The organism is Cognatiluteimonas weifangensis, from assembly GCF_003416885.1.
Lineage (GTDB): Bacteria > Pseudomonadota > Gammaproteobacteria > Xanthomonadales > Xanthomonadaceae > Cognatiluteimonas > Cognatiluteimonas weifangensis.
Genome location: NZ_QVPD01000003.1, coordinates 277638 through 300701, shown reverse-complemented (window position 1 = coordinate 300701; position 23064 = coordinate 277638). Strand labels below are relative to the sequence as shown.

Genomic DNA, 23064 nt, shown 5'->3' with positions numbered 1-23064 from the left:
GCTCAGCCGCGGCGCCCCAGCCGCAAGGTATCCAGCAGCAGGAACACCGGCGTCCACAGCAGCATCCCCAGCAGCGGCGCCCACCAGAAACTCCACGGCAGCTGCGGCTCGCCCAGCATCAGGTGCAGCGCGGCGCTGACCACGCGGTCGTTGAGCAGCAGGCCGCCGATCGCCAGCGCCTGCTGCGACAGCGGGAAGAACCGCAGCTGCGCGCGGAAGCGCTGCACGATGAAGGCGACGATCACCAGCCGCAGCGCCTGTTCGCCGAGCAGGCCGCCGAAGGCGAGGTCGGCGATCACGCCCAGGGCGAAGGCGGCCCCCAGGCCGATGCGGGTGGGCGCCTGCAGCAGCCAGTACACCAGCGCCAGCGCCAGCCAGTACGGCCGCAACGGCTGCAGCCACGCCGGCAGCGGCAGCAGCCCCAGCAGCAGCGCCACCAGCAGGCTCAGCGGCAGCAGCCACGGGCGCTGGCCGCGGCTCATGGGGTGCGCTCCGCCGCGGCAGCGGGTGCGGACTCCGGGGCGCGGGCGGCGGCGGTCGGCGCCCGCGCCTGCGACGATTGCGCCGGCCGCGCCGGCGGCGGCGCCTCCCGCAGTCCCGCGGCCGAGCCCCGGCTCTTGAGCAGCAGCACGTCGCGGCCGCGATCCAGCTGCGCGGCCGGGTCGAGGTCGCCGACCAGGAAGGCGCGGCTGTCGTCGGGGCGCAGCGCGGTCAGCGTGCCGACCGGGAAACCGGCCGGGAAGCGCCCGCCCAGTCCCGAAGTGACGACCGCGTCGCCGACCCGCACGTCGCTGGACAGGGGAATGTTGGCCAGCTCCAGCTGGTCGCTGCGGCCCTTGCCGTACGCCACCAGGCGCACGCCGCTGCGCGCCACCACCACCGGCACCGCATGGTCGGGATCGGTCAGCAGCAGCACCGTCGCCGTGCCCGGCTGCACCGCGATGATCTGGCCGAGCAGGCCGCCGGCGTCGATCACGCTCTGCCCGGCGTGGACGCCGTCGCGGCTGCCGGCATCGAGCACCAGCCGCTGCCGGGTGGGGTCCAGGTCGATGTCCAGGATCGGCGCCAGCTGCACGTCCAGGCCGCCGCGCTCGGCCGCGCCCAGCAGGCCGCGCAGGCGCGCGTTCTCGGCCGCCGCGGTCTGCAGCCGCGCCAGCCGCGCGCTGCCGATCAGCAGCGCGTTGCGCAGCATGCGGTTCTCGCGTACCAGGCGCGAGCGGGTGGCGGCGCTGTCGCGGATGTTGTCGCCCACCCGCCCGGGCAGGCCGGCGAGCCACCACAGCGGCTGCACCGCCAGCTCGCCGCGGGCGCGGATCTGCGCCAGCCAGCCGCCGCGGTGGTCGAGCACGATCAGCGCGACCGCGAGCGCCAGGTACGCCAGCAGCCGCAGCGTACCGGCGACATCGCCGGAACGGGCAGCAGGGGAACCGGCATAGGCGGGCACGTTCGCGGGATTCGGCAGGCGGTCGGTGGCGGGATGGAACGGCGTCCCGGCAGCGCCGGGCGATGCAGCGGCTCCGTGCCGCCCGCGACGCGCGGCGTGCGCGAACCGCGCCCCGCCGAGGATCGATGCATCGATTGTGTCCGAAGACGCGCGCGTTTTGTAGCCGCGTCGTCACGCAACAGGAGCGCAGCCCCGCATCCGGCCCGGCGACGGGCCAACGCCAGCGGTCGCAGACCGCTTGCGGCGCATGGATGCGTCCGAAGACATGGTCCATGGAGGGACCAACACCAGCGGCTCCTTGCCGCTGGCGGCGGCGGACAAAAGTCGCACTTTTGCCCGTCGCTTCGGGGCCGGCCCTGGATGGCCGATCCCCGAATACGGTTATTCCGGGGCGAAGAACTCGTTGCCGTGCATGTCCACCAGCTCCAGCGCGCGGCCGCCGCCGCGGGCGACGCAGGTCAGCGGGTCGTCGGCCACCTGCACGTGCAGGCCGGTCTCCTCGCTGATCAGGCGGTCCAGGTCGCGCAGCATGGCGCCGCCGCCGGTGAGCACGATGCCGCGCTCGGCGACGTCGGCGCACAGCTCCGGCGGGGTCTGCTCCAGCGCCTGGCGGATCGCGGCCACGATCCCGGCCAGCGGCTCGCGCAGCGCCTCCAGCACCTCGTTGGAGTTGATCGTGATCATCTTCGGCACGCCCTCGGCCAGGTGGCGGCCGGAGATCTCGATTTCGCGCACGTGCTGCTGCGGGTAGGCGCAGCCGATCTCCAGCTTGATCCGCTCGGCGGTGGCGTCGCCGATCAGCATGCCGTAGGTGCGGCGGACGAAGGCGATGATCGCCTCATCGAAGCGGTCGCCGCCGATCCGCACCGACTGCGAGTAGACGATGCCGTTGAGCGCGATCACCGCGACCTCGGTGGTGCCGCCGCCGATGTCCACCACCATCGAGCCGCGCGCCTCGGTCACCGGCATGCCGGCGCCGATCGCCGCGGCCATCGGCTCCTCGATCAGGAACACCTCGCGGGCGCCGGCTTCTTCCGCCGATTCCTTGATCGCGCGGCGCTCGACCTGGGTGCTGCCGGCCGGCACGCACACCAGCACCCGCGGGCTCGGCCGCAGCATCCGCGACTTGTGCACCTTGCGGATGAAGTACTTGAGCATCTCCTCGGTGTAGGTGAAGTCGGCGATGACGCCGTCCTTCATCGGCCGGATGGTGCTGATGTGGCCGGGAGTGCGGCCGAGCATCTGCTTGGCCTCGGTGCCGACCGCGGCGACCGAGCGCGAGTTGCCGGACAGGCGGTCCTGGCGGATCGCCACCACCGAGGGCTCGTTGAGCACGATCCCCTGGCCGCGGACGTAGATGAGGGTGTTGGCCGTGCCGAGATCGATCGACAGGTCGTTGGAGAACATGCCGCGGAACTTCTTGAACATCGGGGAAGGGCGTCCGTCAGGGGCGGGAACTGGGGAAGCGGGCCGGGTCGGACAGGGGCCATCCGGCCGGGGGACCGGGTCCGCATGCGAACCGCAGGGGATGGGCTAGCCTAGCAACGCCCCCTACCCCGGGCAACCGGAAAATCGCGGGATTTCCGCCGCGGTTTGCGCCGCGCGTCGCGTTTGCGGGCCGCGCCCGCGGCTGGCCTCGCCACCGGCGAGCCGCTACCCTAGCCGCTCGCCGCACGCGGCGACCCCGGCCCGCCGCCGGACCCGTCCGGATTCCCCTTCCCGCCGCCCCGCCGGCCCGCCGGCGCCCACGAGGCTCGTCCATGTCTGCGCTGATCTGCGGTTCCCTGGCCTACGACACCATCATGGTGTTCCCGGACCAGTTCAAGAACCACATCCTCCCGGACAAGGTGCACATCCTCAACGTCTCGTTCCTGGTGCCGCGCATGCGTCGCGAGTTCGGCGGCTGCGCCGGCAACATCGCCTACAACCTGAAGCTGCTGGGTGGCGAGCCGGTGCCGATGGCGACCGTCGGCCAGGACTTCGGCCCCTACCGCGAGTACTTCACCGAGCTGGGCATCGACCTGTCGCGGGTCAAGGAGATCCCGGAGCTGTTCACCCCGCAGGCCTTCATCACCACCGACCACGACAACAACCAGATCACCGCCTTCCACCCCGGCGCGATGATGCGCAGCTACGAGAACCACGTCCGCGACGTGCCCGGGATCAGCATCGGCATCGTCAGCCCGGACGGCTACGAGGGCATGCTGCAGAACGCGCGCGAGTTCGCCGAGGCCGGGATCCCGTTCATCTTCGACCCGGGCCAGGCGATGCCGCTGTTCAACGGCGCCGAACTGCGCGCCTTCATCGAGCAGGCCGACTACGTCACCGTCAACGACTATGAGTCCAACCTGCTGCAGGAGCGCACCGGCTGGGACGAGAAGACCATCGCCGGCAAGGTCGAGGCCTACATCGCCACCCGCGGCCCGCACGGCGCGGTGATCCACGCCGGCGGCAAGGTCATCGAGGTGGCGCCGGCGCACGAACGCCGCATCACCGACCCCACCGGCTGCGGCGACGCGTTCCGCGCCGGGCTGATCTTCGGTATCCAGAAAGGCTGCGACTGGCCGACCATCGGCCGCATCGGCAACCTGATGGGCGCGCTCAAGGTCGAGCACCCGGGCACCCAGAACCAGCGCTTCGACTACGCCGAGTTCGCCGAGCAGTTCCGGCAGCAGTTCGGCTACGCGCTGTAGCGCGGCCGTCGCCGCCCGCCCCTCGCCGCCCGCCGACCGCATCCGGCGGACCGCATCCCGCGATGCAGGAGCGACGCAAGTCGCAAGGGGTCGGCTGCGGGACCGCCGGGCGTGAGCGCGTTCACGGCGCGCCCGCGCCCGTGCTCACCCGCGCCGCCGCCCTGCCGCCGCCCGCCTCACATCACGTGCGCCAGCCACAGCAGTTCGGGCTGCGCCAGGCGCTCGAACTCGCTGTAGGGCATGCGCACCAGATCGGTATGGGTGCCGGCGTTGAACGCGATCTCCGGCTGCCCGACCAGGCGCTCGTCGACATACACCGGGATGCCGTAAAGATGCCCGAACGGCGGCATCGCGCCGATCTCGCAATCCGGGAACGCGTCCCTGAACTCGTCTTCCTGCGCCAGCTCGACCTCGCGGCCGCCGAGCGCGCGCGACAGCCGCGTCAGGTCGATGCGGTAGGCCGCCGGCATCACCATCATCGCCATCTCGCCGTCGACCTTGAGCATCACGGTCTTGGCGAAATGGCGGTTGCCGATGTGCGCGGCGTTGGCGGTCTCCTGCGCGGTCAGGGTGCGCTCGTGGCGCAGCGTGCTGTAGGGCGCGTGGCCCTGGTCGAGGAACTGGTGCAGGCGTGGGGAGAGCATGGTCGCCTCCGTTGGCGCCCCCTCCGCTCCTTCCGCGGCGGCAGCGCTGGCAGGGCCGGGCGCGTGCGTCCTGCGCCGCGCCGCCGGGCATCGGTACGTTCGCCGTGCCCGCCCCGAAGGTACTCCGCGCGCCTTAGCGCGGCGTGATGCCGGCGCGGTCGCGGTTCAATCCCAACCCGGCAACTGCGCGCGATCCAGCCCGCCGACCTCGAACACCGCCGTCTTGCTGCCGACGGCCCTGGTCGGGAACCGGATCTGCAGCAGCTTCGCGCCGCGGGTCATTCGCCACAGCCCGCGCTCGTCCTCGATGAACATCGCGATCGCCTCGTCGGTCTTCGGGCGCGAGGCGGCCATCGCCTTCGGCGCGGCAGCGTCGACCTCGACCTGGACCTTGCAGCCGCCGTAGCAGTCGAAGTCGCCGGCCTGCAGCACCAGGTAGGCGCTTTTGCCCCACGCCGGGTGGTCGCGGAAGATCAGCCGCACCGGCGTGGCGCCGCTGCCGTCGACGTCGACTTCGTCCTTGGCATAGATCGAGGCCGACAATTGCGTGCCGCCCTGCACCGGCTCGCGGTTGTAGCTCCACAGCGCGGCGGTGCGCGACTGCTCGCGCGCGGCCTCGGCCCTGGCCGCGACGGCGTCGAACTGCTTGCGCACCCGCGCTGCGGTCTCGGTCTCCGGGTATTGCGCCAGCAGCACGTCGGCCTGGGCCTTGGCCAGCGCCCAGTTCTGCTGCGCGAGCGCACCGTCGAACGCGGCTTCCGCCTGTTTCGCGGCATCCTCGGCGATCGCGGCCTGCATCGCGGCCTGCGCGGCCGCCTGCTCGACCAGGCGCTGCTTGCGATCGCAAGCAGGCAGGCCCAGCAACAACGTCATCGACAGCAAGACGCACAAAGCCGGCTTCGACAGGTCTGTCATCGGGGTTGTCCTCGTTCGATCAGCGCAACCACGGCATCGGCCACCGCATCGGGGCGTTCCATCAGCGACATGTGGCCGCAATCGTCCAGCAGCACCTGCGTCGCCTGCGGCAGGCGCGCAGCGTACAGCTCCAGCGCGCTGGGATCGATCACCGCGTCCTGCCGGCACCACAGCAGCAGCGCCGGCTGCGCAATGGCGGCGGCGGCGTCGCCGGGCAGGAAGCGTTCGGGGCCGCGACCGATGCGGTCGAGCACCGCCTGCTCGAAGCCGGCGTCGGCGCGGCGGCGCGCGATCAGGCCGCTGGACGCCGGCCACGGGATCCACGGCTTGGCTTCCGGGCGATGGAACACAGTGTCGATATAGCGCGTGAGGCTGGCGCGGTCGTCGACCGCGAACGGATTCCGGCCGGCGAGCACGTCGATGCCGAACCGGTTGTCGTCGAAGCGCACGCCCGCGGCATCCAGCAGCCCGACCCGCGCGACCGCCTCCGGATCGCGCGCCGCCACCAGCGCGGCGATGCCGCCGCCCATGGAATGCCCCAGCAGCACCACCGGCCGGCCCGGCGACAGCGCGCGGATGAACGCGTCCACGCGCGCGGCCTGGGCGCGGAAGCCGTAGTCGGCCCCCGGCTTGCGTTCGCTCTGGCCCCAGCCCGGCAAGTCCGGGATCAGCAACCGGTAGCGGCCGCGCAGGCGCTGCGCCAGCGGATACCAGTTCTCCTTGCTGCCGGTGAAGCCGTGCAGCATCACCACCACCGGCGCGTCGGCGGGTGCGACATCGCTGGACGCATAGACCCAGCGATGGTCGGCGACCTCGATCGTGTCCGCCGCCAGGCCGGCAGCCAGGCGCTGGCGCTCGAACTGCGCGCGCACCAGCAGGTAGGGATCGTGCGCCAGCCAGCCGCCGAGCGCGAACAGGGCGAGCGCCAGCGCGAGGAGCGCGCGTTTGCCGCCGCGCTTCACCGCCGGCGACTCACCCCGCGCCGCCGGCGCCGGCGCGGACGCGGGCACGCAGCGGCATGCGCCCGGACCGGGAGGCGGCTGCCGCCAACCGCGCGGCCGTCGGCGGCAGGCGCGACGGCCTCACTGCGGGTCGGCGGGGGCGCCCGCGGCCTGGGCCTTGGCGATCGCCGCCTCGACCGAGCCGCTGGTGATCGGGTGGTAGCCCGGCCGCGCCTGCGCGAACACCCGCTGCGCGAACTGCAGGCCTTCGGACGTTTTCACCAGCGCGTTGTAGATCGGCATGATCAGCTTGCGGCGGCCGACGCGCTGCATGAACGCGGCCATCGCATCATCGGCGGCGTGGTAGCCGCTGCGCACCGCCAGCGGATACCAGCGCTGCGCGATCTCGCCGTTGGCGGTGCCGGTGAAGTGGTAGGCGCCATCCAGCGCCGCCATCTGCTCGGCGCTCAGCGTGTCCGGCATGCCTTCCAGGAACCGCACCCATTCCTGTGTGCCCCACGCCGAGGTCACGACCGACGCCGGCAGCTTGCCGGTCCCGGTCCAGGCGATGCGCGCGGCATCGACGATGCTGAAACGCTGCGAGCGCAGCCGCGGCGCGGTCGCCGGAATCCCCGGCTGGTACAGCCAGGCGTCGAACTCGGCCTGGTCGACCTTGCCCGGGTGCTTGTCCAGCAGGTTGGCCTTGGCGTACTGCGCGAACTGCGCGCTGGAGATGCTCTGGAACGCGAAATGGTCGAAGTAGCCGCGCAGGAAGGCGTCGAAATCGGCGCGGCCGTAGCGGTGCTCCAGGAACTGCATGAACCAGGCGCCCTTGGTGTAGACGGTGCCGGTGAGGTTCTCGTCCGGGTCCTTGAGGTCGCCCGGCTTCACCACCAGCGGTTGCAGCGGCTTGTTGGCGTCGGTGAATTCCTCGCGCAGCTCCTCGCGAGCGATCACGCTTTCCATGTTGGCGCGCTCCTCGCCGTAGAGCGCCTCCACGATCCGGTTCTCGACGTAGCTGGTCAGGCCCTCGTTGAGCCAGGCGTCGCGCGAGGTCGAAAACGTGACCAGGTTGCCGGACCAGCTGTGCGCCAGCTCGTGCGCGACCAGCGACACCAGCGACTTGTCGCCGACGATCACGGTCGGGGTGGCGAAGGTCAGGCGCGGGTTCTCCATGCCGCCGTAGGGGAACGAGGGCGGCAGCACCAGCAGGTCGTAGCGGCCCCAGCGGTACGGGCCGTACAGCGATTCCGCGGTCTGGATCATCTTCTCGGTGTCTTCGAATTCCTTCTGCGCCTGATCGACCATCGCCGGCTCGGCCCAGACCCCGCTGCGCTCGGAGATCGGCTTGAACACCAGGTCGCCGGCGGCGATCGCCAGCAGGTAGGACGGGATCTTCTGCGGCATGGTGAAGCTGTAATCGCCATCACGCACGGCTTTGGGATCGTTGTCGGCGCTCATCAGCACCATCGTGTCCTTCGGTGCCGTCACGTGCGCGCTGTAGGTGAAGCGCACCTGGGTGGTGTCCTGCAGCGGCACCCAGGAGCGGGCGTGGATCTGCTGCGACTGGCTGAACATGAACGGCTGCCGCTTGCCCTGGGTCATCGATGGCGCCAGCCACTGCAGGCCGGAGGCCTCGGGCGAGGTCCTGTAGGCGATGCGCACGGTGGCGTTGCGCTCGGGCGTCTGGATGGTGAGCTTGCTGCCCAGCAGCGGGTCGGGGTCGGCCAGCGCGTAGCGCAGCGGCGCCCACTGTCCGTCCTTGCCGGCGCCCTCGACCTTGTCGATGGTCAGGTCGCGCGTGTCCAGCAGCAGCTGCGTCGCCTCCGGGTCCAGCCATTCCAGCGCGTAGGTGGCGGTGCCGGCGATCTGCTTCTTGTCGAAGTCGATCGCCAGCTCCAGCCCCAGGTCGGTGGTGCGGACCTGGTCCGGCTGCGCGTAGGAGAACTCGTCGCGGGCGACGGCATCGGTGGACATGGCGGCCTCCGGCTGGGCGGCGGGCGGAGCGGCCCGGTCGGCGGCCGGGGCGGACTCGCGCGCGCAGCCGGCGAAGGCGAAGGCGGCGATGGCGGACAACAGCAGCAGGCGTGGGCGCATGGGCAGGAGCCGATGGGACGGGCCGGCGAGTTTAGCGCCGCCTGCGTGTCCTTGCCGCAAACCCATTCATGGGTCAACCCGACTTGCGGCACTCCTGCGCCGGCACGCAACCGCGCATCGTCTGCATCGCGCAGCTGCACTGGGCCTGCAGTCCCTGCCATTGGTCATGCCAACCCGGACGCCCGCACGTGCATCCCTACCCCCGGACTGCCGACGCCTCCCGGAGAATGCCGCTTGAACCTGCACGCCCTGCTCGCCGCCCTGCTGCTGTGCGCCCCCATTGCCCATGCCCAGGACGCCGGCATACCGGCTCCGGCCGGGGATGTCCCCGGCGGCCGCATCCCGCAGTTGCAGGGCGAGATCGTCATCGACGGCAAACTCGACGACGCGGCTTGGCAGGGCGCGCTGGTGCAGGAGATCGCCTACGACATCCAGCCCGGCGACAACACCCCGGCGCCGGTGAAGACCGTCGTCCGCATCGGCTACACCACCGACGCGCTGTACCTGGCCTACCACGCGTTGGACGACGACCCGTCGCAGATCCGCGCCCACCTGCGCGACCGCGACGCCGCGTTCGACGACGACTGGGTCGGCGTGTTCCTGGACACCTTCAACGACAACCGCCGCGGCTACGAGCTGATCGTCAACCCGCTGGGCGTGCAGGCCGACCTGATCCGCGACGAAACCAACACCAACAACCAGGAAGACACCAGCTGGGACGGGCTGTGGCAGAGCGCCGGCCAGCTCACCGCGGACGGCTACGACGTCGAGATCCGCATCCCGTTCTCGACCCTGCGCTTTCCCACCGGCGGCGGCGACCAGCGCTGGGGCATCTCGCTGTTCCGTAACTGGCCGCGCGACAAGCGCCACCAGCTGACCAGCCACAAGGTGCCGCGCGAGTCCAACTGTTTCCAGTGCGAGTGGGGCAAGTACGAGGGCTTTGCCGGTGCGCACCAGGGCCGCAACCTGGAGGTCGTGCCGACCCTGACCATGGGCAAGTCGCAGCGCCGCGACGCCGCCGGACAGCCCTGGCAAAGCGGCGACAGCTCGATCGAACCGGGCCTGGACGTGAGCTGGGCGCCGTCGCCGGCGATGACCCTCAACGCCACCATCAACCCGGATTTCTCCCAGGTCGAGACCGACCAGCTGCAGCTGAACTTCAACGACAGCTTCGCCCTGTTCTACCAGGAGAAGCGGCCGTTCTTCCTCGAGGGCGCGGACTACTTCACCAGCCAGTTCGACGTGCTCTACACCCGCCAGATCGCCGACCCGGACTTCGGCCTGCGCGTCACCGGCCGCACCGGCAGCGGCGCCTACGGCGCGATCGTCGCGCGCGACGCCACCACCTTGCTGCTGGTGCCCGGCGTGCTCGGCTCCGGCTTCGAGCAGCTCGACCAGAAGGCGGATGTCGCCGTCGGCCGCTACCGCTACGACTTCAACACCCATGTCAGCGTCGGCGCGATCGGCACCTTCCGCCAAGGCGACGACTACGCCAATAACGTGGCCGGCGTGGATGCGCGCTGGCAACAGGGTGCGCACACCGCCACCGCGCAGCTGCTGCACAGCCAGTCCGAATATCCGCTGGCCATCGTCGACACCTACAAAGACGAACTCGGCGGCGACCCCACACCCACCGGCAACGCCTGGCGCGCCGAATATCTCTACGACAGCCGCAACTGGAACTTCGACGCCTGGCACGAGAACATCGACCCCGGCTTCCGCGCCGACCTGGGCTTCATGGGCCAGGTCGGCTACGACAAGTCGCTGCTCGGCGGCCAGCACACGTGGTACCGCGACGACAAGTCTTTCAACCGCATTTCCGTGTACGCCGATTTCGACGTCACCCACCGCTACGACGGCCAGTTGCTGGAGCGCGAGTGGGAAGGCCAGGCCAGCGTGCAGGGCCCGAAGCAGAGCCAGCTCACCCTGCACGGCATGACCCGCCAGCGCTTCTGGCAGGGCACGCTGTTCGACGAGCACTATGTCGACGTCAACGGCAACTACCGCCCGAGCGGCAACCTGCAACTGGGCGCCTACATGCAGGTGGGCACGATGATCGACCTGGCCGCGGAGCAGACCGGCCGGCGCACGATGCTCGAGGTCTGGGGCAACGCCAACGTCGGTCGTGGCATCGCCATGAACTGGGACCTGATCCGCCAGCGCATGCGCCGCAACGGCGGCACCGCGTTCACCGCCACCGTGCTCAACGCCGGCGGCAGCTGGCAGCTCGACCCGCGCCAGCGCCTGCGCCTGACCCTGCAGGGCAGCGACGTGCAGCGCGACCAGACGTTGTACTTGGACCCGGTCGACGCAACCGCGCGCGACTGGGCCGCGCAGATGGTCTATTCGTACAAGGTGAATCCACACACCGTGGTCTACGCCGGCGCGTCCTATGGCGCGTTCATGGACGACGACAACCCGGACCTGTTCGGCGATACCCGCAGCATGTTCCTGAAGCTCAGTTACGGCTGGCAGCCGTAGGCCGGGAAAAGCAGCCCCTCATCCGCCTTCGGCACCTTCTCCCCGCAAGCGGGGAGAAGGAACAGCATTGCCCCCGCCCCCCGCAGCGGACAGAACCGTCCCCTCGCCCCGCGCAGCGGGGTGAGGGACAGATCCGCGCAGCGGATCAGGGTGAGGGGTGCGTGACAGGCGATGCTGCGCGGCGCGTCGTACAAACAACTGCGCGCCGCAGCAGATTCACGCCTCAGACCCTGTAGCCGGTATGGATCGCGACGATCCCGGCATTGAGGTTGCGGTAGTCCACGCGCGCGAACCCGGCCGCTTCCATCATCGCCTTGAGTTCGTCCTGCGGCGGATGCCGGCGGATCGACTCGGCCAGGTACCGGTAGCTGCCGGCGTCGTGCGCGAACAGTTGCCCGAGCCGCGGCAGCACCTTGAACGAGTGGAAGTCGTAGAGCGGCTTGAACCAGTCGGCCTGCACTTCCGAGAACTCCAGCACCCGCGCCTGCCCGCCGACCTTGAGCACGCGCTGCATCTCGCGCAGCGCGGCATCCTTGTCGGTGACGTTGCGCAGGCCGAAGGCGATGGTGACCAGGTCGAAGCTGGCGTCGGGGAACGGCAGCTGTTCGGCGTTGCACTGCACGTACTCCAGCCCGCGCACCAGCCCGCGGTCGGTCAGGCGGTCGCGACCCACGCGCAGCATGCCGGCGTTGATGTCGCCCAGCACCACCTCGCCGGCGTCGCCGACGCGGTCTTTCAGCAGCGCGGCAATGTCGCCGGTCCCGCCCGCCAGGTCGAGCACGCGATCGCCCTTGCCCACCTGCGCGGTGGCGACGAAGTAGCGTTTCCAGACCCGGTGGATGCCCAGCGACATCAGGTCGTTCATCAGGTCGTAGTTGCCGGCGACCGAGGAGAACACCTGCCCGACCAGCTTCTGCTTGTCGCCGGTGGGCACCTCGCGGTAGCCGAAGTGGGTGGTGTCGGAGGGGTGGGCCGGATCGCTCATGGGCGGATTATCGCATCGCCGTCGCCCCCGATCGATTCGCGCCGCCACGGCCTTTGCACATGCCGGCGTTGCCGTCCGCGCACGCGCCGGCTGCAATCGTCCGGCAACGATGCCCGCCGGTGCCTGCCGGCGGTCGCGCTTGCGGGGGACGGCTCGCCGACGGCGAGCCGCGGCAACGCAATCCACGGGGAGACACACATCATGATGCTGATCTATGCGGCGGTACTGTTCGCGTTGGGCGCCCTGGGCGGGCTGGTACTGGCGCTGCGCGCCTTCAAGGGGCAGGCGCTGCCGCTGCCGCTGGCGCTCGGCCATGGCGTGCTCGGCGCCGCCGGCCTGGTGCTGCTGATCGTCGGCGCGCTCACCGGCAGCGGCAGCCAGACCGCGCGGATCGCCCTCGCGGTGCTGGTGATCGCCGCGCTCGGCGGCTTCTACCTGCTGTCGTTCCACCTGCGCAAGCAGCAGCACCCCAAGGCGGTGATCGGGCTGCATGCGCTGCTGGCGGTGGCCGGGTTCGCGACCCTGCTGGTCGCGATCCTGCAACTGCAGGCCTGAGCCGGACGATGCGCGCACGAGCGGCCCGGCAGCGCCATCCGCTGCATCCGGCGCTGGTGCATTTCCCGATCGCCTGCTGGAGCGCGGTGCCGGTGCTGGACGCGCTGTACCTGCTGCTGCAGACGCCGCTGTGGTGGCGCTGCAGCTTCTGGCTGCTGGCGATCGGGACCGCCACCGCGCTGGCGGCGATGGCGGCCGGGCTGGTCGACCTGCTGCGCCTGGCGGCGGCGCATCCGGCGCAGCGAACCGCGCAGCGCCACCTGCTGCTGATGGGCAGCGCGTGGAGCGTGTTCGTGCTCGACCTGCTGCTGCGCTCACCCACGCACCTGCCCACCGCGGCCATGGCCTGGTCGGGCCTGGCCGCATCGCTGCTCGGGTTCGGGCTGCTGCTGGCCGGCGCCTGGGCCGGCGCCGAACTGGTGTACCGGCACGGCGTCGGCCAGGTGCCGACGCCGGAGCCGTCCGCCGCGGAGCGCGGACCGGCCTGAGGTTCGCCACGTCGCCGGCGCTGCGCCCGGCGGATGAATGCGGGGCCGCAGGTGCGGCGCCGCTCGATTTTGACCCGAATCAATGCGACCGCGCCGGCCGCCCCCATACTCGCCGCAAAGGGGAGAGGGGGCGATGGCCGACGACGGCACACACAGCAGCGGGCCGCTGACCCTGGTAGACGATGCGGCGCTGGACGCCTATCTGGCCGGGTATTCGCGCCAGGCTTTTTCCTCCCCGCGCGAATCGCACGGCCTCGACCTGACCGCCTGGCTGGCGCTGGGCGAGGACGCCGACGAGCGCAGCTACGACACCGCGTTGCGGCTCGGCTTGCCGCTGGTGCGGCTGGCGGCGCTGACGCCGGATCCGGCCGCGCTGGCGCTGATCGCGCCGCGGGTCGCACGCGAACTGCGCGCGGTGCCGCTGCGCGTGCGCGAGGGCATGGTCGCGGTGGCGATGGAGTCGCCGGGCGCGGGCAACGTGCACGCGATGCTCGACTTCCTCAGCCGCGAACGCATCGTCCCGCTGGTCGCCACCCCGCGCGAGATCCGCGAGGCCATCGCCCGCTGCTACGACCGCGCCGAGGACCAGGAGACGGTGCGCCAGCTCGGGCTGGACCCGCTGGCCGGCGCGGTCGATGCCAGCGAGGAGGAAGCGCAGCGACTGGCCCGGCAACGGCCGGTGGTGCACCTGGTCCACACCCTGATCGCCGACGCGGTCGCGCGCCGCGCGTCCGACATCCACCTGCGCCCGGGCCCGCACGGCACCGACGTGCTGTACCGCATCGACGACGAGATGGTGCCGGTGCGTGCGCTGCTGCGGGCGCTGCACCCGGCGGTGGTCTGCCGGATCAAGGTGCTCGGGGCGATGAACCTGGCCGAGCACCGCAAGCCGCAGGACGGCCGCACCAGCTTTGTGCTCGACGACGGGCGCAAGGTCGACCTGCGCATCTCGGTGCTGCCGGCGGTGTTCGGCGAGAGCGTGGTGGTGCGCCTGCTGGACACCAACGAGAGCCTGTGGAGCCTCGACCAGCTCGGGCTGACCGGCGCCGACCGCCAGCGCGTGGACGACGTGATGCAGCGCAGCCACGGCATGTTCCTGGCCACCGGCCCCACCGGCTGCGGCAAGTCCACCACCCTGTACGCGATGCTGCTGGAGCTGCGCAAGCAGCGCATCAACGTGCTCACGATCGAGGACCCGGTCGAGTTCCACATCGAGGACATCCAGCAGATGCAGGTGAACCGGGCCGCCGGCTTCACCTTCGCCAGCGCGATGCGCAACTTCCTGCGCCACGACCCGGACGTGATCATGGTCGGCGAGATCCGCGACCGCGAGACCGCCGACATCGCGGTGGAAAGCGCGCTCACCGGCCACCTGCTGCTGAGCACGCTGCACACCAACACCGCCGCAACCACGGTGACGCGGCTGCTGGACCTGGGCGTGGAAGCCTACCTGCTGCGGGCCTCGTTGCTGGCGGTGATCTCGCAGCGGCTGGTACGGCTGACCTGCGCGCACTGCCGCGAACCCGAGCCGGTCGACGCGCACGTGCGCGCGGCACTGGGCGTGGGCCTGGACGAGGTCTTCCACATCGGCCGCGGCTGCAGCCGCTGCGACGGCCTGGGCGTGCACAAGCGCCAGGCGGTGTACGAGCTGATGGTGCTGACGCCGCGACTGCGGGCGCTGATCGTGCCCGGCGCGGAAGCCGACGCGATCCACGCCGCCGCGATCGAGGAAGGCATGGTGCCGATCACCCGGGCCGCGGTCGCGCTGGCCCGCAGCGGCGCGATCTCGCTGGCCGAAGCCTGGCGGGTGCGGGCGGACTGAGCGCCGCTCAGAGGATGTAGCGCGACAGATCCGGGTCCTGCACCAGCTCGCCCAGGTGCGCGTCGACGTAGGCGCGGTCGATGGCGACCGTGTCGCCGCCGCGGTCCGGGGCCTCGTAGCTGAGCGTGTCGAGCAGGCGCTCGAGCACCGTGTGCAGGCGCCGCGCGCCGATGTTCTCCTGGCGCTCGTTGACCTGCGCGGCGATGTCGGCCAGGCGCTCGATGGCGTCGCCGGCGAAGCGGAGCGCGACGCCCTCGGTCTTCAGCAACTCCACGTACTGCGTGGTCAGCGCCGCTTTCGGTTCGGTCAGGATGCGGACGAAATCGTCCTTGCTCAGCGCGCTCAGCTCGACCCGGATCGGGAAGCGGCCCTGCATCTCCGGAATCAGGTCGCTGGGCTTGGCCAGGTGGAACGCGCCGGAGGCGATGAACAGGATGTGGTCGGTCTTCACCGGCCCGTACTTGGTGCTGACGGTGGAGCCTTCCACCAGCGGCAGCAGGTCGCGCTGCACGCCCTCGCGGCTGACGTCGGCGCCGTAGCCTTCGGCGCGCTTGGCGACCTTGTCGATCTCGTCGATGAAGACGATGCCGTGCTGCTCGCAGGCCTGGATCGCGGCCTCGCGCACTTCCTCCTCGTTGACCAGGCGCGCGGCCTCCTCCTCGACCAGCTGCGGGCGCGCGGCGGCGATCGTCAGGCTGCGCTTGTGGGTCTTGCTGCCGGCGACCTGCGCGAACATCTGCCGCAGCTGCTGGCCCATTTCCTCCATCCCCGGCGGCGCCATGATGTCGACGCCGACGTTGACCGCGGTCTCGATCTCGATCTCGCGCGCATCCAGCGCGCCGCTGCGCAGTTGCTTGCGCAGCTTGGTGCGGGTGTCGCTGTCGGCGGCGTGCCGGGCCGAGGGTTCGGCGCCGATGTCGATCGTGGTCTGGGCGCCGAAGCCGAAGCCGGTCGCCGGCACTTCGCGCCGCGGCAGCAGCGCATCGAGGATCCGCTCCTCGGCGCGCTCCTCGGCCTGGGTGCGTACCCGCGCCTTGGCCTGCTCGCGGTACAGCTTGACCGCGGTGTCGGCCAGGTCGCGGATGATCTGCTCCACGTCCTTGCCGACGTAACCGACCTCGGTGAAGCGGGTCGCCTCGACCTTGACGAACGGCGCGTTGGCCAGGGTCGCCAGCCGCCGCGCGATCTCGGTCTTGCCGACGCCGGTGGGGCCGATCATCAGGATGTTCTTCGGCATCACTTCGTCGCGCAGCTCCGGGGCGAGCTGCATCCGCCGCCAGCGGTTGCGCAGCGCGATCGCCACCGCGCGCTTGGCGGCCTGCTGGCCGACGATGTGCTTGTCCAGCTCCTGCACGATCTCGCGCGGGGTCATGGTGGCGGAGGTGTTTTCGGTCTTGTGCATTTCGGATCCGTTCGTCCTGGGCGTAGCCGCGAAGCGGCAGAGTCGAAGGACATCGCAGTGCCACGGGCCATCCCACCCTTCGACTTCGCGCCTACGGCGCTACGCCCAGGGCGAACGGCCGGATTGTCAGAGTTCCTCGACCACGACGTTGCGGTTGGTGTAGATGCAGATGTCGCCGGCGATGCCCAGCGCCTCGACCGCGACCGCGCGGGCGTCCAGCTGCGTGTGCGCCAGCAGCGCGCGCGCCGCCGACAGCGCGAACGGGCCGCCGGAACCGATCGCGACCAGGCCGTCCTCCGGCTCGATCACGTCGCCGGTGCCGGAAACGATCAGCGAGGTCTCGCGGTCGGCCACCGCCAGCAGCGCCTCGAGCTTGCCGAAGCGACGCTCGGTGCGCCAATCCTTGGCCAGCTCGACCGCGGCGCGGGTCAACTGGCCGTGTTTCTCCAGCTTGGCCTCGAACAACTCGAACAAGGTGAAGGCGTCGGCGGCGGCGCCGGCGAAACCGGCCAGCACCTGGCCGTCCTTGCCCAGCCGGCGCACCTTGCGCGCATTGGCCTTCATCACCGTGTTGCCGAGCGTCACCTGGCCGTCGCCGGCGACCACCACGCGGCCGTCGCGGCGCACCGAGACGATGGTGGTGGCATGGAACACGTTGGGCTGCTGGCTCGGATCCATCGGCGACTCCCGGGAGACCTGACCGATGTGGGGGCCGCCGCGCGGCGTCTCAAGGCGGGTCGGAGCCCGCCGGGGCGAGGTCGGCGGCCGGCAGCCGCTGCAGCACCGGCCACAGCACGCGCTCCTCGAAGCGGACGTGGTCGGTCAGCCGCTGGCCGTACTCGGCGATCGCGGCCGCCGTCGGCGGCATCGCCTGCGCCCGGGCACGCAGCCAGGCGTGGTCGGCGCGCGTGCGCTCCTGCAGCGCCGCCGGCACCGCGGCCGCGTGCCGCCGCAGCAGGGCTTCCTCGGCGGCGAAATGGGCCACCAGCACCTCACGGTGATGGGCCGCGATGCGCGCGCGCAGCGCGGCGACCTCGGCATCGCTCGCGCGCTTGCAGTCGCGCCCCAGCACCAGCGCCTGATGGTGTTCCTGCGACAGCGCGCGCAGCACGCCGCGGCGCGGGAGCTGGTTGGTGGTGTCGGGACGCGCCTCGCTCACGCGGCAACGCCTGCGCCGCGACCGGCGCGGCCGTCGCCAGCGCGCGGCCGCGACGACGCGCTCACCGCTCGCCTCCGGACTTGCGCCGGGCGCGCGGATGTGCGGCGTCGTAGACCTTGGCCAGGTGCTGGAAGTCCAGGTGGGTGTAGATCTGGGTGGTGGCGATGTCGGCGTGGCCCAGCAGTTCCTGCACCCCGCGCAGGTCACCGGAGGATTCCAGCACGTGGCTGGCGAAAGAATGCCGCAGCAGGTGCGGATGCACGCGCTTGAACAGGCCCTGGCGCTGCGCCAGCAGCCGCAGGCGCAGCTGCACCGCGCGCGGGGTGATCGGGCCGTGGCGGCCGGGGAACACCGGCGTCTCGGCGGAGGTCGGCGGCTGTTCAGCGCGCCAGGCCGCCAGCGCGGCGCGCGCATGCGAGCCGACCGGCACGCTGCGCTGCTTGCCGCCCTTGCCCAGCACCGTGACCAGGCCCTCGTCCAGGGCCAGGTCGCGCCAGCGCAGCGCGCACAGTTCCGACAGGCGCAGGCCGGAGGAATAGAACAGCTCCAGCAGCGCGCGGTCGCGCAGGCCCAGCGGCGCATCGGTCGGCACTTCGACCAGCGCCTTGGCCTCGTCCGGGTCCAGCACATGCGGCAGCTTGCGCGGCGCTTTCGGCGCGCGGATCGCGGCGGCGGGGCTGGCGGCGATGCGGCCGCGCTTGAGCAGCCAGCGATAGAAGCTGCGCACCGCCGACAGCCGCCGCTGCAGGCTCTTGGGCGACAGTCCGCGGCGGTGCTCGGCGGCGACGAACGCGCGGATGTCCTCGCTGCCCAGCGCCGGCAGCTCGCGCGCCTGCGCCCGCGCCCAGGCCGCGAGCGCATCGAGGTCGCGGCGGTAGGCGTCCAGCGTGTGCGCCGACATCCGCCGTTCCACCTGCAGGTGGGCGAGGAACTCCTCGACCGGTGCGGCGCTGGCGCTCATCCGCTCAGCGGTCGAAACGGCGCAAGGCGGTCGCCAGCGCCTCGCCCATCATCCGCAGGAACAAGGTGCCCATGCCCGGATAGAAGCGGTTGGGTTCGCGGCTGCCGACCGCGAGCAGGCCGACGCCCGGCAGCGGCAGCAGCGCGCTCGACTGCACCTCCGCGGCGCGTTCGCCGTACAGCAGCGCGTTCTTCTCCGGCTGCAGGCGCCCGCACAGCGGTTCGCCCTCGGCCAGGCAATCGCGGAATGGCGCCAGCGCCGTGTCGTCGCCGGCGATCGTCTGCAGCCAGTCGACGTCGTCCAGGCCGGCGACCGCGTCGAACAGCACGATCCGCACCAGGTCGCCCTGGAAATCCTCGGCCAGCGAGGCCGCCATCGCCCGCAGCGTGTCGGCGGCGCTGGCCTGGCGCAGCAGCGCCAGGGTCAGCTGGTGGGTGCGCACCGCCAGGCGCTCGTTCTCCTGCGCATTGGCGAACAACTCCTGCAGCCGCCGCGACAGCTCGCGGTTCTTGTCGCGCAACACCTCCAGCTGGTAGCTGGCCAGCGACGCCGCCGGGCCCTGCTCGCGTGGCACCACCATGCTGATCGCCAGGTCCGGGAATTGCTGCAAAAACTTCGGATGCCGGCGCAGCCAGGCCGCGACTTCGTGCGCGCCGAGCTTTTCCTGGGCGTGCCTTTCGCTGCTGTCGCTCATGCCAGGAACTCTCCTTCGAAGACGAATGCCGCCGGCCCGGCCATTGTGAGTGGCGCGTCGTCCTCGCGCCAGCCGATGCGCAACGTGCCGCCGGGCAGCACCACCGCGACTTCGCGATCGATGCGGCCGCGGCGCATCAGGATCGCCGCCGCGGCGCAGGCGCCGCTGCCGCAGGCCCGGGTTTCGCCGGCGCCGCGCTCGTACACGCGCAGGCGGATGCGGTCGCGGGCCTGGACCTGGACGAAGCCGACGTTGACCGACTGCGGGAACGCCGCCTGCGCCTGCAGCGCGGCGCCGAGCGCGGCCACCGGCGCGGCCTCGACGGCCTCGACCTCGATCAGCGCGTGCGGGTTGCCCATCGACACCGCGCCGAAGCGCACTTGCCGCCCGTCCACCGCCAGCGCGTATTCGTCCTGCGCCGCGTCGAACCCGAGCAGCGGCAGCGCCTGCGGCGCGAATTGCGGCACGCCCATGGCGATGCGGTAGTGGCCGTCGTCCAGGCGCTCGACCGCGTGCCGGCCGGCGGGGCTGTCGAGCACGAAGCGCGTACCCGTCGCGGCGCCGTCGCGCACCAGCCAGGCGGCGATGCAGCGCGCGCCGTTGCCGCACTGCTGCGCCGGCGAGCCGTCGGCATTCCAGATCCGGTACGCGGCGACCGCTTCCGCGCTGCGCGGCGGCTCCACGGTCAGGATCTGGTCGCAGCCCACGCCGGTGTGGCGGTCGGCGAGCGCGCGGCTGAGCGCGGGCGACGGCGGCGGCGCACCGGCGCGCAGGTCCAGCACGACGAAGTCGTTGCCGGCGCCGTGCATCTTGGTGAAGCGCAGCGGCGTGGCCAGGGGTCGCGGCGCGGCGCCCATCGCTCAGTCGTCGCTGTCGGCAGCGGGCGGCGCCGGCGGGGGTTCGGGCGCGGCGGGCGGCGCAGGCGCAGGGGGCGGCGGCGGGACGCTGTCGTCCGCCGGGGCGGCGTCCTCGGCCGGCGCCGCGGGCGGCGCGTCGGCGTCCGGCGCGGGCATCGCTGGCACGGCTTCGGGCATCTGCGAGGGCAGCAGCAGCGGGCCCTTGTTGCCGCAAGCGGCGAGCAGCAGCGCGGCCGCGACCAGGGCGAGGACGGGGAGCGTTTTCATGCCGGCAGTGTAGCGCGGGCGCCTGCCGGCGGCGCCGTCAACGCGGCTCCGGACGCGTCCACAGCCACAGCGCGACCGCGGCCATGATCGCAGTGCCGGTAGCCGCCATCCAGACCTGCGGCGCGGTCAGAAACAGGATCGCCGCGCAGGCGGACATCATCGCGGTGGCCAGGCGCTTGCCGCGACGGCTGACCGCACCCTGCGCCTGCCAGTCGCGGATCACCGGGCCGAACTGGCGGTGCGCCAGCAGCCAGCGATGCAGGCGCCGTGAGCCGCGCGCGGCGGCGTAGGCGGCCAGCAGCACCAGCGGCACCGTCGGCAGCCCCGGCAGCACGATCCCGACCAGCCCCAGGCCCAGCGCCGCGTAGGCCAGCAGCCACCACGCCCAGCGCCAGCGCCCCGATCCCGGAGCCGCCGCCGGGTCCGGGGGCGGCCGCGGACCGCGCGGCGCCGGCGTCTGCGTCGCCACGTCCTAGCGGGCGGCGACGCCGAGCTGGTCGAGCATGAAGGCGTACATCTCGGCGCGCTCGCGGTAGCGGCGGAAGCGGCCTGACTTGCCGCCGTGGCCGGCTTCCATGTTGGTGCGGAACACGACCGGGTGCGTGCCGGTGTCGAGGTCGCGCAGGCGCGCCACGTACTTGGCCGGCTCCCAGTACTGCACCTGCGAATCCCACAGCCCGGTGCCGACGAACATCGCCGGATACGCCTGCGGCTTGAGGTTGTCGTAGGGCGAATAGCCGAGCATGTAGTCGTAGGACGCGCGGCTCGCCTCCGGGTTGCCCCACTCGTCGTACTCGTTGGTGGTCAGCGGGATGCTGGCGTCCAGCATCGTGGTCACCACGTCCACGAACGGCACCTGCGACAGGATCACGCGGTAATCGTCCGGCGCCAGGTTGGCCACCGCGCCCATCAGCAGGCCGCCGGCGCTGCCGCCCATCGCCGCCACGCGGTCCCTGGCCGCGTACTTGTGCTCGACCAGCCAGCGGGTGACGTCGATGAAGTCGGTGAAGGTGTTGTTCTTGTTGAACAGCTTGCCGTCGTCGTACCAGGCCCGGCCCAGTTCCTGGCCGCCGCGGATGTGCGCCAGCGCGTACACCATGCCGCGGTCGAGCAGGCTGACGATGGTGGCGTTGAAGTTCGGGTCCATCGACAGGCCGTAGCTGCCGTAGCCGTACTGCAGCATGGCCGCGGTGCCGTCGCGCCGGAAGTCCTTGGCGTACACCAGGGTCACCGGGATCCGCGCCTTGCCGTCGCGCGCCGGCACCCAGACGCGCTCGGTGACGTACTTCGACGCGTCGTAACCGGGCACCGGCTGCTGCTTGAGCCGGCGGCGCTTGCCGCTGGCGACGTCGACCTCGTAGGTGATCTCCGGGGTGGTCAGCGAGGTGTAGCCGTAGCGCAGCCAGGTGGTGTCCGGTTCGGCGTTGACGTCGATGCCCATCGAATAGGCGCTCTCGTCGGCCTTGACGTAGTCCTCGCTGCCGTCGCGCTTGCGGATGCGGATGCGCTCCAGCCCCTGCGAACGTTCGGCGATCGCGGTGAAGCCGTCGAACAGCTCGAAGCCCTCGATGTAGACCTGCGGGTCGTGCGCGATCCAGTCCTGCCACTGCGCGCGCGAGTCGGCGCCGTCGGGCGCGACCACCAGCTTGAAGTTGGTGGCGCCGTCGGCATTGGTGCGGATCACCCAGCGCCCGCCGAAATGGTCGGCGTCGTATTCCACGTCGCGCTCGCGCGGGGCCAGCACCGCGAACGCGCCGGGCGCGGCGGCCGGGGTGTAGCGCAGCTCGCTGGAGACGGTGCTGTCCAGGACGATGACCAGGTAGCGGTCGTCGCGGCTGCGGTCCACGCCCATGTAGTAGCTGTCGTCGGTCTCCTCGTAGACCACCGGGTCGGTGGCCGGGTCGCTGCCGAGCACGTGCTGCTTCACCCGCGTGGTCAGCAGCGTGTCCGGATCGTTCTCGACATAGAACACGGTGCGGTTGTCGTCGGCCCAGACCGCGTCGCCGCTGGTGCCGGCGATGGTTTCCGGATAGGTCCGGCCGCTGTCCAGGTCGGTGAAGCGCAGGGTGTACTGGCGGCGGCCGTTGGTGTCGTCGGCCCAGACCAGCAGCCGGTTGTCCTGGCTGACGGCGACCGGGTTGGCGGCGTAGTAGTCGTGGCCGCGGGCCAGCGCGTTCACGTCCAGCAGGATCTGCTCGCCGGCGAAATCGCCGCGGTCGTTGGCGGCCTGGATGCTCACCGCGTCCACGCCGTCGGCAGCGCGGCGGCGGGCATGGACCGGATAGTCCTGGCCGGCGACGTAGCGGCTGTAGTACCACCAGCCGCGCTCGCGGTAGGGCACCGAGCTGTCGTCCTGCTTGATGCGCGCGACGATCTCCCGGTACAGCGTGTCCTCCAGCGTCTTGAGCGGCGCCATCAGCGCGTCGGCGTAGGCGTTCTCGGCGTTCAGGTAGCCGAGCACCTCCGGGCGCTCGCGCTTGTCGTCGCGCAGCCAGTAGTACTCGTCGACGCGCTCGGCGCCGTGTGGCGCCTTGACGACATGCGCCTGGCGGGCGGCATCGGGCGGCGGCGGCAGGGTCTGGGCGAAGGCGGGTGCGGTCATGGCGAGGACGAGGACGAGCAGCGGGGTCGGGAACTGCATGGATGGGGGTTCCGGATG

General features: G+C 71.5%; 22 protein-coding genes. 5 read left to right on the top strand and 17 right to left on the bottom strand.

Translation table 11 applies throughout. The features are described 5' to 3' along the window. Positions 1-2: 2 nt before the first annotated feature. The 3 genes from mreD to D0Y53_RS04685 form a co-directional block, all read right to left on the bottom strand. On the bottom strand, positions 3-482 hold the full coding sequence (gene mreD, locus D0Y53_RS04695) for a rod shape-determining protein MreD (protein WP_117202036.1): 480 nt from the start codon (positions 480-482) through the stop codon (positions 3-5). Continuing rightward, on the bottom strand, positions 479-1444 hold the full coding sequence (gene mreC, locus D0Y53_RS04690) for a rod shape-determining protein MreC (protein WP_117202035.1): 966 nt from the start codon (positions 1442-1444) through the stop codon (positions 479-481). Before mreC ends, mreD begins: the two co-directional genes overlap by 4 nt. Positions 1445-1825: 381 nt before the next feature. Then, positions 1826-2872, bottom strand: a complete 1047-nt coding sequence (locus D0Y53_RS04685; protein WP_117202034.1) for a rod shape-determining protein — start codon at positions 2870-2872, stop codon at positions 1826-1828. Between the two features lie 332 nt (positions 2873-3204). On the opposite strand from D0Y53_RS04685, the gene D0Y53_RS04680 reads away from it, so the two are divergent. After that, positions 3205-4137 carry a carbohydrate kinase family protein gene (locus tag D0Y53_RS04680; protein ID WP_117202033.1) on the top strand — a complete coding sequence of 311 codons (933 nt, stop codon included), beginning with the start codon at positions 3205-3207 and terminating at the stop codon, positions 4135-4137. A gap of 176 nt (positions 4138-4313) precedes the next feature. Here the strand turns inward: D0Y53_RS04680 and D0Y53_RS04675 are convergent, their stop codons facing one another. The 4 genes from D0Y53_RS04675 to D0Y53_RS04660 all read right to left on the bottom strand — a co-directional run bounded on the left by D0Y53_RS04675 (position 4314) and on the right by D0Y53_RS04660 (position 8734). Next, positions 4314-4781, bottom strand: coding sequence for an aminoacyl-tRNA deacylase (locus D0Y53_RS04675; RefSeq protein WP_117202032.1), 468 nt, complete (start codon positions 4779-4781; stop codon positions 4314-4316). Between the two features lie 165 nt (positions 4782-4946). Continuing rightward, a complete protein-coding gene (locus D0Y53_RS04670) occupies positions 4947-5696 on the bottom strand; it encodes a hypothetical protein (RefSeq protein ID WP_233511645.1) in 750 nt (249 codons plus the stop codon). Further along, positions 5693-6706 carry an alpha/beta fold hydrolase gene (locus tag D0Y53_RS04665; protein WP_233511644.1) on the bottom strand — a complete coding sequence of 338 codons (1014 nt, stop codon included), beginning with the start codon at positions 6704-6706 and terminating at the stop codon, positions 5693-5695. The genes D0Y53_RS04670 and D0Y53_RS04665 overlap by 4 nt, the downstream gene beginning before the upstream one ends. Before the next feature lie 72 nt (positions 6707-6778). Next, on the bottom strand, positions 6779-8734 hold the full coding sequence (locus D0Y53_RS04660; protein WP_117202031.1) for a M1 family metallopeptidase: 1956 nt from the start codon (positions 8732-8734) through the stop codon (positions 6779-6781). A gap of 234 nt (positions 8735-8968) precedes the next feature. On the opposite strand from D0Y53_RS04660, the gene D0Y53_RS04655 reads away from it, so the two are divergent. After that, positions 8969-11215 carry a carbohydrate binding family 9 domain-containing protein gene (locus D0Y53_RS04655; RefSeq protein ID WP_158550574.1) on the top strand — a complete coding sequence of 749 codons (2247 nt, stop codon included), beginning with the start codon at positions 8969-8971 and terminating at the stop codon, positions 11213-11215. Positions 11216-11438: 223 nt separating this feature from the next. Here the strand turns inward: D0Y53_RS04655 and ubiE are convergent, their stop codons facing one another. After that, the gene (gene ubiE / locus D0Y53_RS04645) at positions 11439-12200 is read right to left on the bottom strand and encodes a bifunctional demethylmenaquinone methyltransferase/2-methoxy-6-polyprenyl-1,4-benzoquinol methylase UbiE (protein ID WP_117202028.1); all 762 of its coding nucleotides are present in this window, start codon (positions 12198-12200) and stop codon (positions 11439-11441) included. A 201-nt stretch (positions 12201-12401) separates the two neighbouring features. Here ubiE and D0Y53_RS04640 point away from each other — a divergent pair, with 201 nt between their 5' ends. From D0Y53_RS04640 to D0Y53_RS04630, 3 genes are all read left to right on the top strand, one after another. Beyond that, positions 12402-12755, top strand: coding sequence for a hypothetical protein (locus D0Y53_RS04640; RefSeq protein WP_117202027.1), 354 nt, complete (start codon positions 12402-12404; stop codon positions 12753-12755). Between the two features lie 8 nt (positions 12756-12763). After that, a complete protein-coding gene (locus D0Y53_RS04635) occupies positions 12764-13243 on the top strand; it encodes a DUF2231 domain-containing protein (RefSeq protein WP_117202026.1) in 480 nt (159 codons plus the stop codon). Positions 13244-13376: 133 nt separating this feature from the next. Continuing rightward, the gene (locus D0Y53_RS04630) at positions 13377-15065 is read left to right on the top strand and encodes a GspE/PulE family protein (protein WP_158550573.1); all 1689 of its coding nucleotides are present in this window, start codon (positions 13377-13379) and stop codon (positions 15063-15065) included. 7 nt (positions 15066-15072) lie between these two features. On the opposite strand, the gene hslU is transcribed toward D0Y53_RS04630, so the two are convergent. The 9 genes from hslU to D0Y53_RS04585 all read right to left on the bottom strand — a co-directional run bounded on the left by hslU (position 15073) and on the right by D0Y53_RS04585 (position 23046). Beyond that, on the bottom strand, positions 15073-16467 hold the full coding sequence (hslU, locus tag D0Y53_RS04625; RefSeq protein ID WP_117202024.1) for an ATP-dependent protease ATPase subunit HslU: 1395 nt from the start codon (positions 16465-16467) through the stop codon (positions 15073-15075). Between the two features lie 126 nt (positions 16468-16593). Next, complete coding sequence (gene hslV / locus D0Y53_RS04620) at positions 16594-17145, bottom strand: ATP-dependent protease subunit HslV (RefSeq protein ID WP_117202023.1); 552 nt, start codon at positions 17143-17145, stop codon at positions 16594-16596. 49 nt (positions 17146-17194) lie between these two features. Beyond that, positions 17195-17626 (bottom strand): hemerythrin domain-containing protein, encoded by a 432-nt coding sequence (locus D0Y53_RS04615; protein WP_117202022.1) that lies wholly within the window; start codon positions 17624-17626, stop codon positions 17195-17197. Positions 17627-17687: 61 nt separating this feature from the next. Beyond that, positions 17688-18587 carry a tyrosine recombinase XerC gene (gene xerC / locus D0Y53_RS04610; RefSeq protein WP_117202021.1) on the bottom strand — a complete coding sequence of 300 codons (900 nt, stop codon included), beginning with the start codon at positions 18585-18587 and terminating at the stop codon, positions 17688-17690. Between the two features lie 4 nt (positions 18588-18591). After that, the gene (locus D0Y53_RS04605; protein ID WP_117202020.1) at positions 18592-19281 is read right to left on the bottom strand and encodes a DUF484 family protein; all 690 of its coding nucleotides are present in this window, start codon (positions 19279-19281) and stop codon (positions 18592-18594) included. Then, positions 19278-20138 (bottom strand): diaminopimelate epimerase, encoded by an 861-nt coding sequence (dapF, locus tag D0Y53_RS04600; protein ID WP_117202019.1) that lies wholly within the window; start codon positions 20136-20138, stop codon positions 19278-19280. The genes D0Y53_RS04605 and dapF overlap by 4 nt, the downstream gene beginning before the upstream one ends. Before the next feature lie 3 nt (positions 20139-20141). Beyond that, the gene (lptM, locus tag D0Y53_RS04595; RefSeq protein ID WP_117202018.1) at positions 20142-20405 is read right to left on the bottom strand and encodes an LPS translocon maturation chaperone LptM; all 264 of its coding nucleotides are present in this window, start codon (positions 20403-20405) and stop codon (positions 20142-20144) included. A gap of 37 nt (positions 20406-20442) precedes the next feature. After that, positions 20443-20874 carry a YbaN family protein gene (locus D0Y53_RS04590; protein WP_117202017.1) on the bottom strand — a complete coding sequence of 144 codons (432 nt, stop codon included), beginning with the start codon at positions 20872-20874 and terminating at the stop codon, positions 20443-20445. Between the two features lie 3 nt (positions 20875-20877). Beyond that, positions 20878-23046, bottom strand: a complete 2169-nt coding sequence (locus D0Y53_RS04585; protein ID WP_117202016.1) for a S9 family peptidase — start codon at positions 23044-23046, stop codon at positions 20878-20880. Positions 23047-23064: the final 18 nt, after the last annotated feature.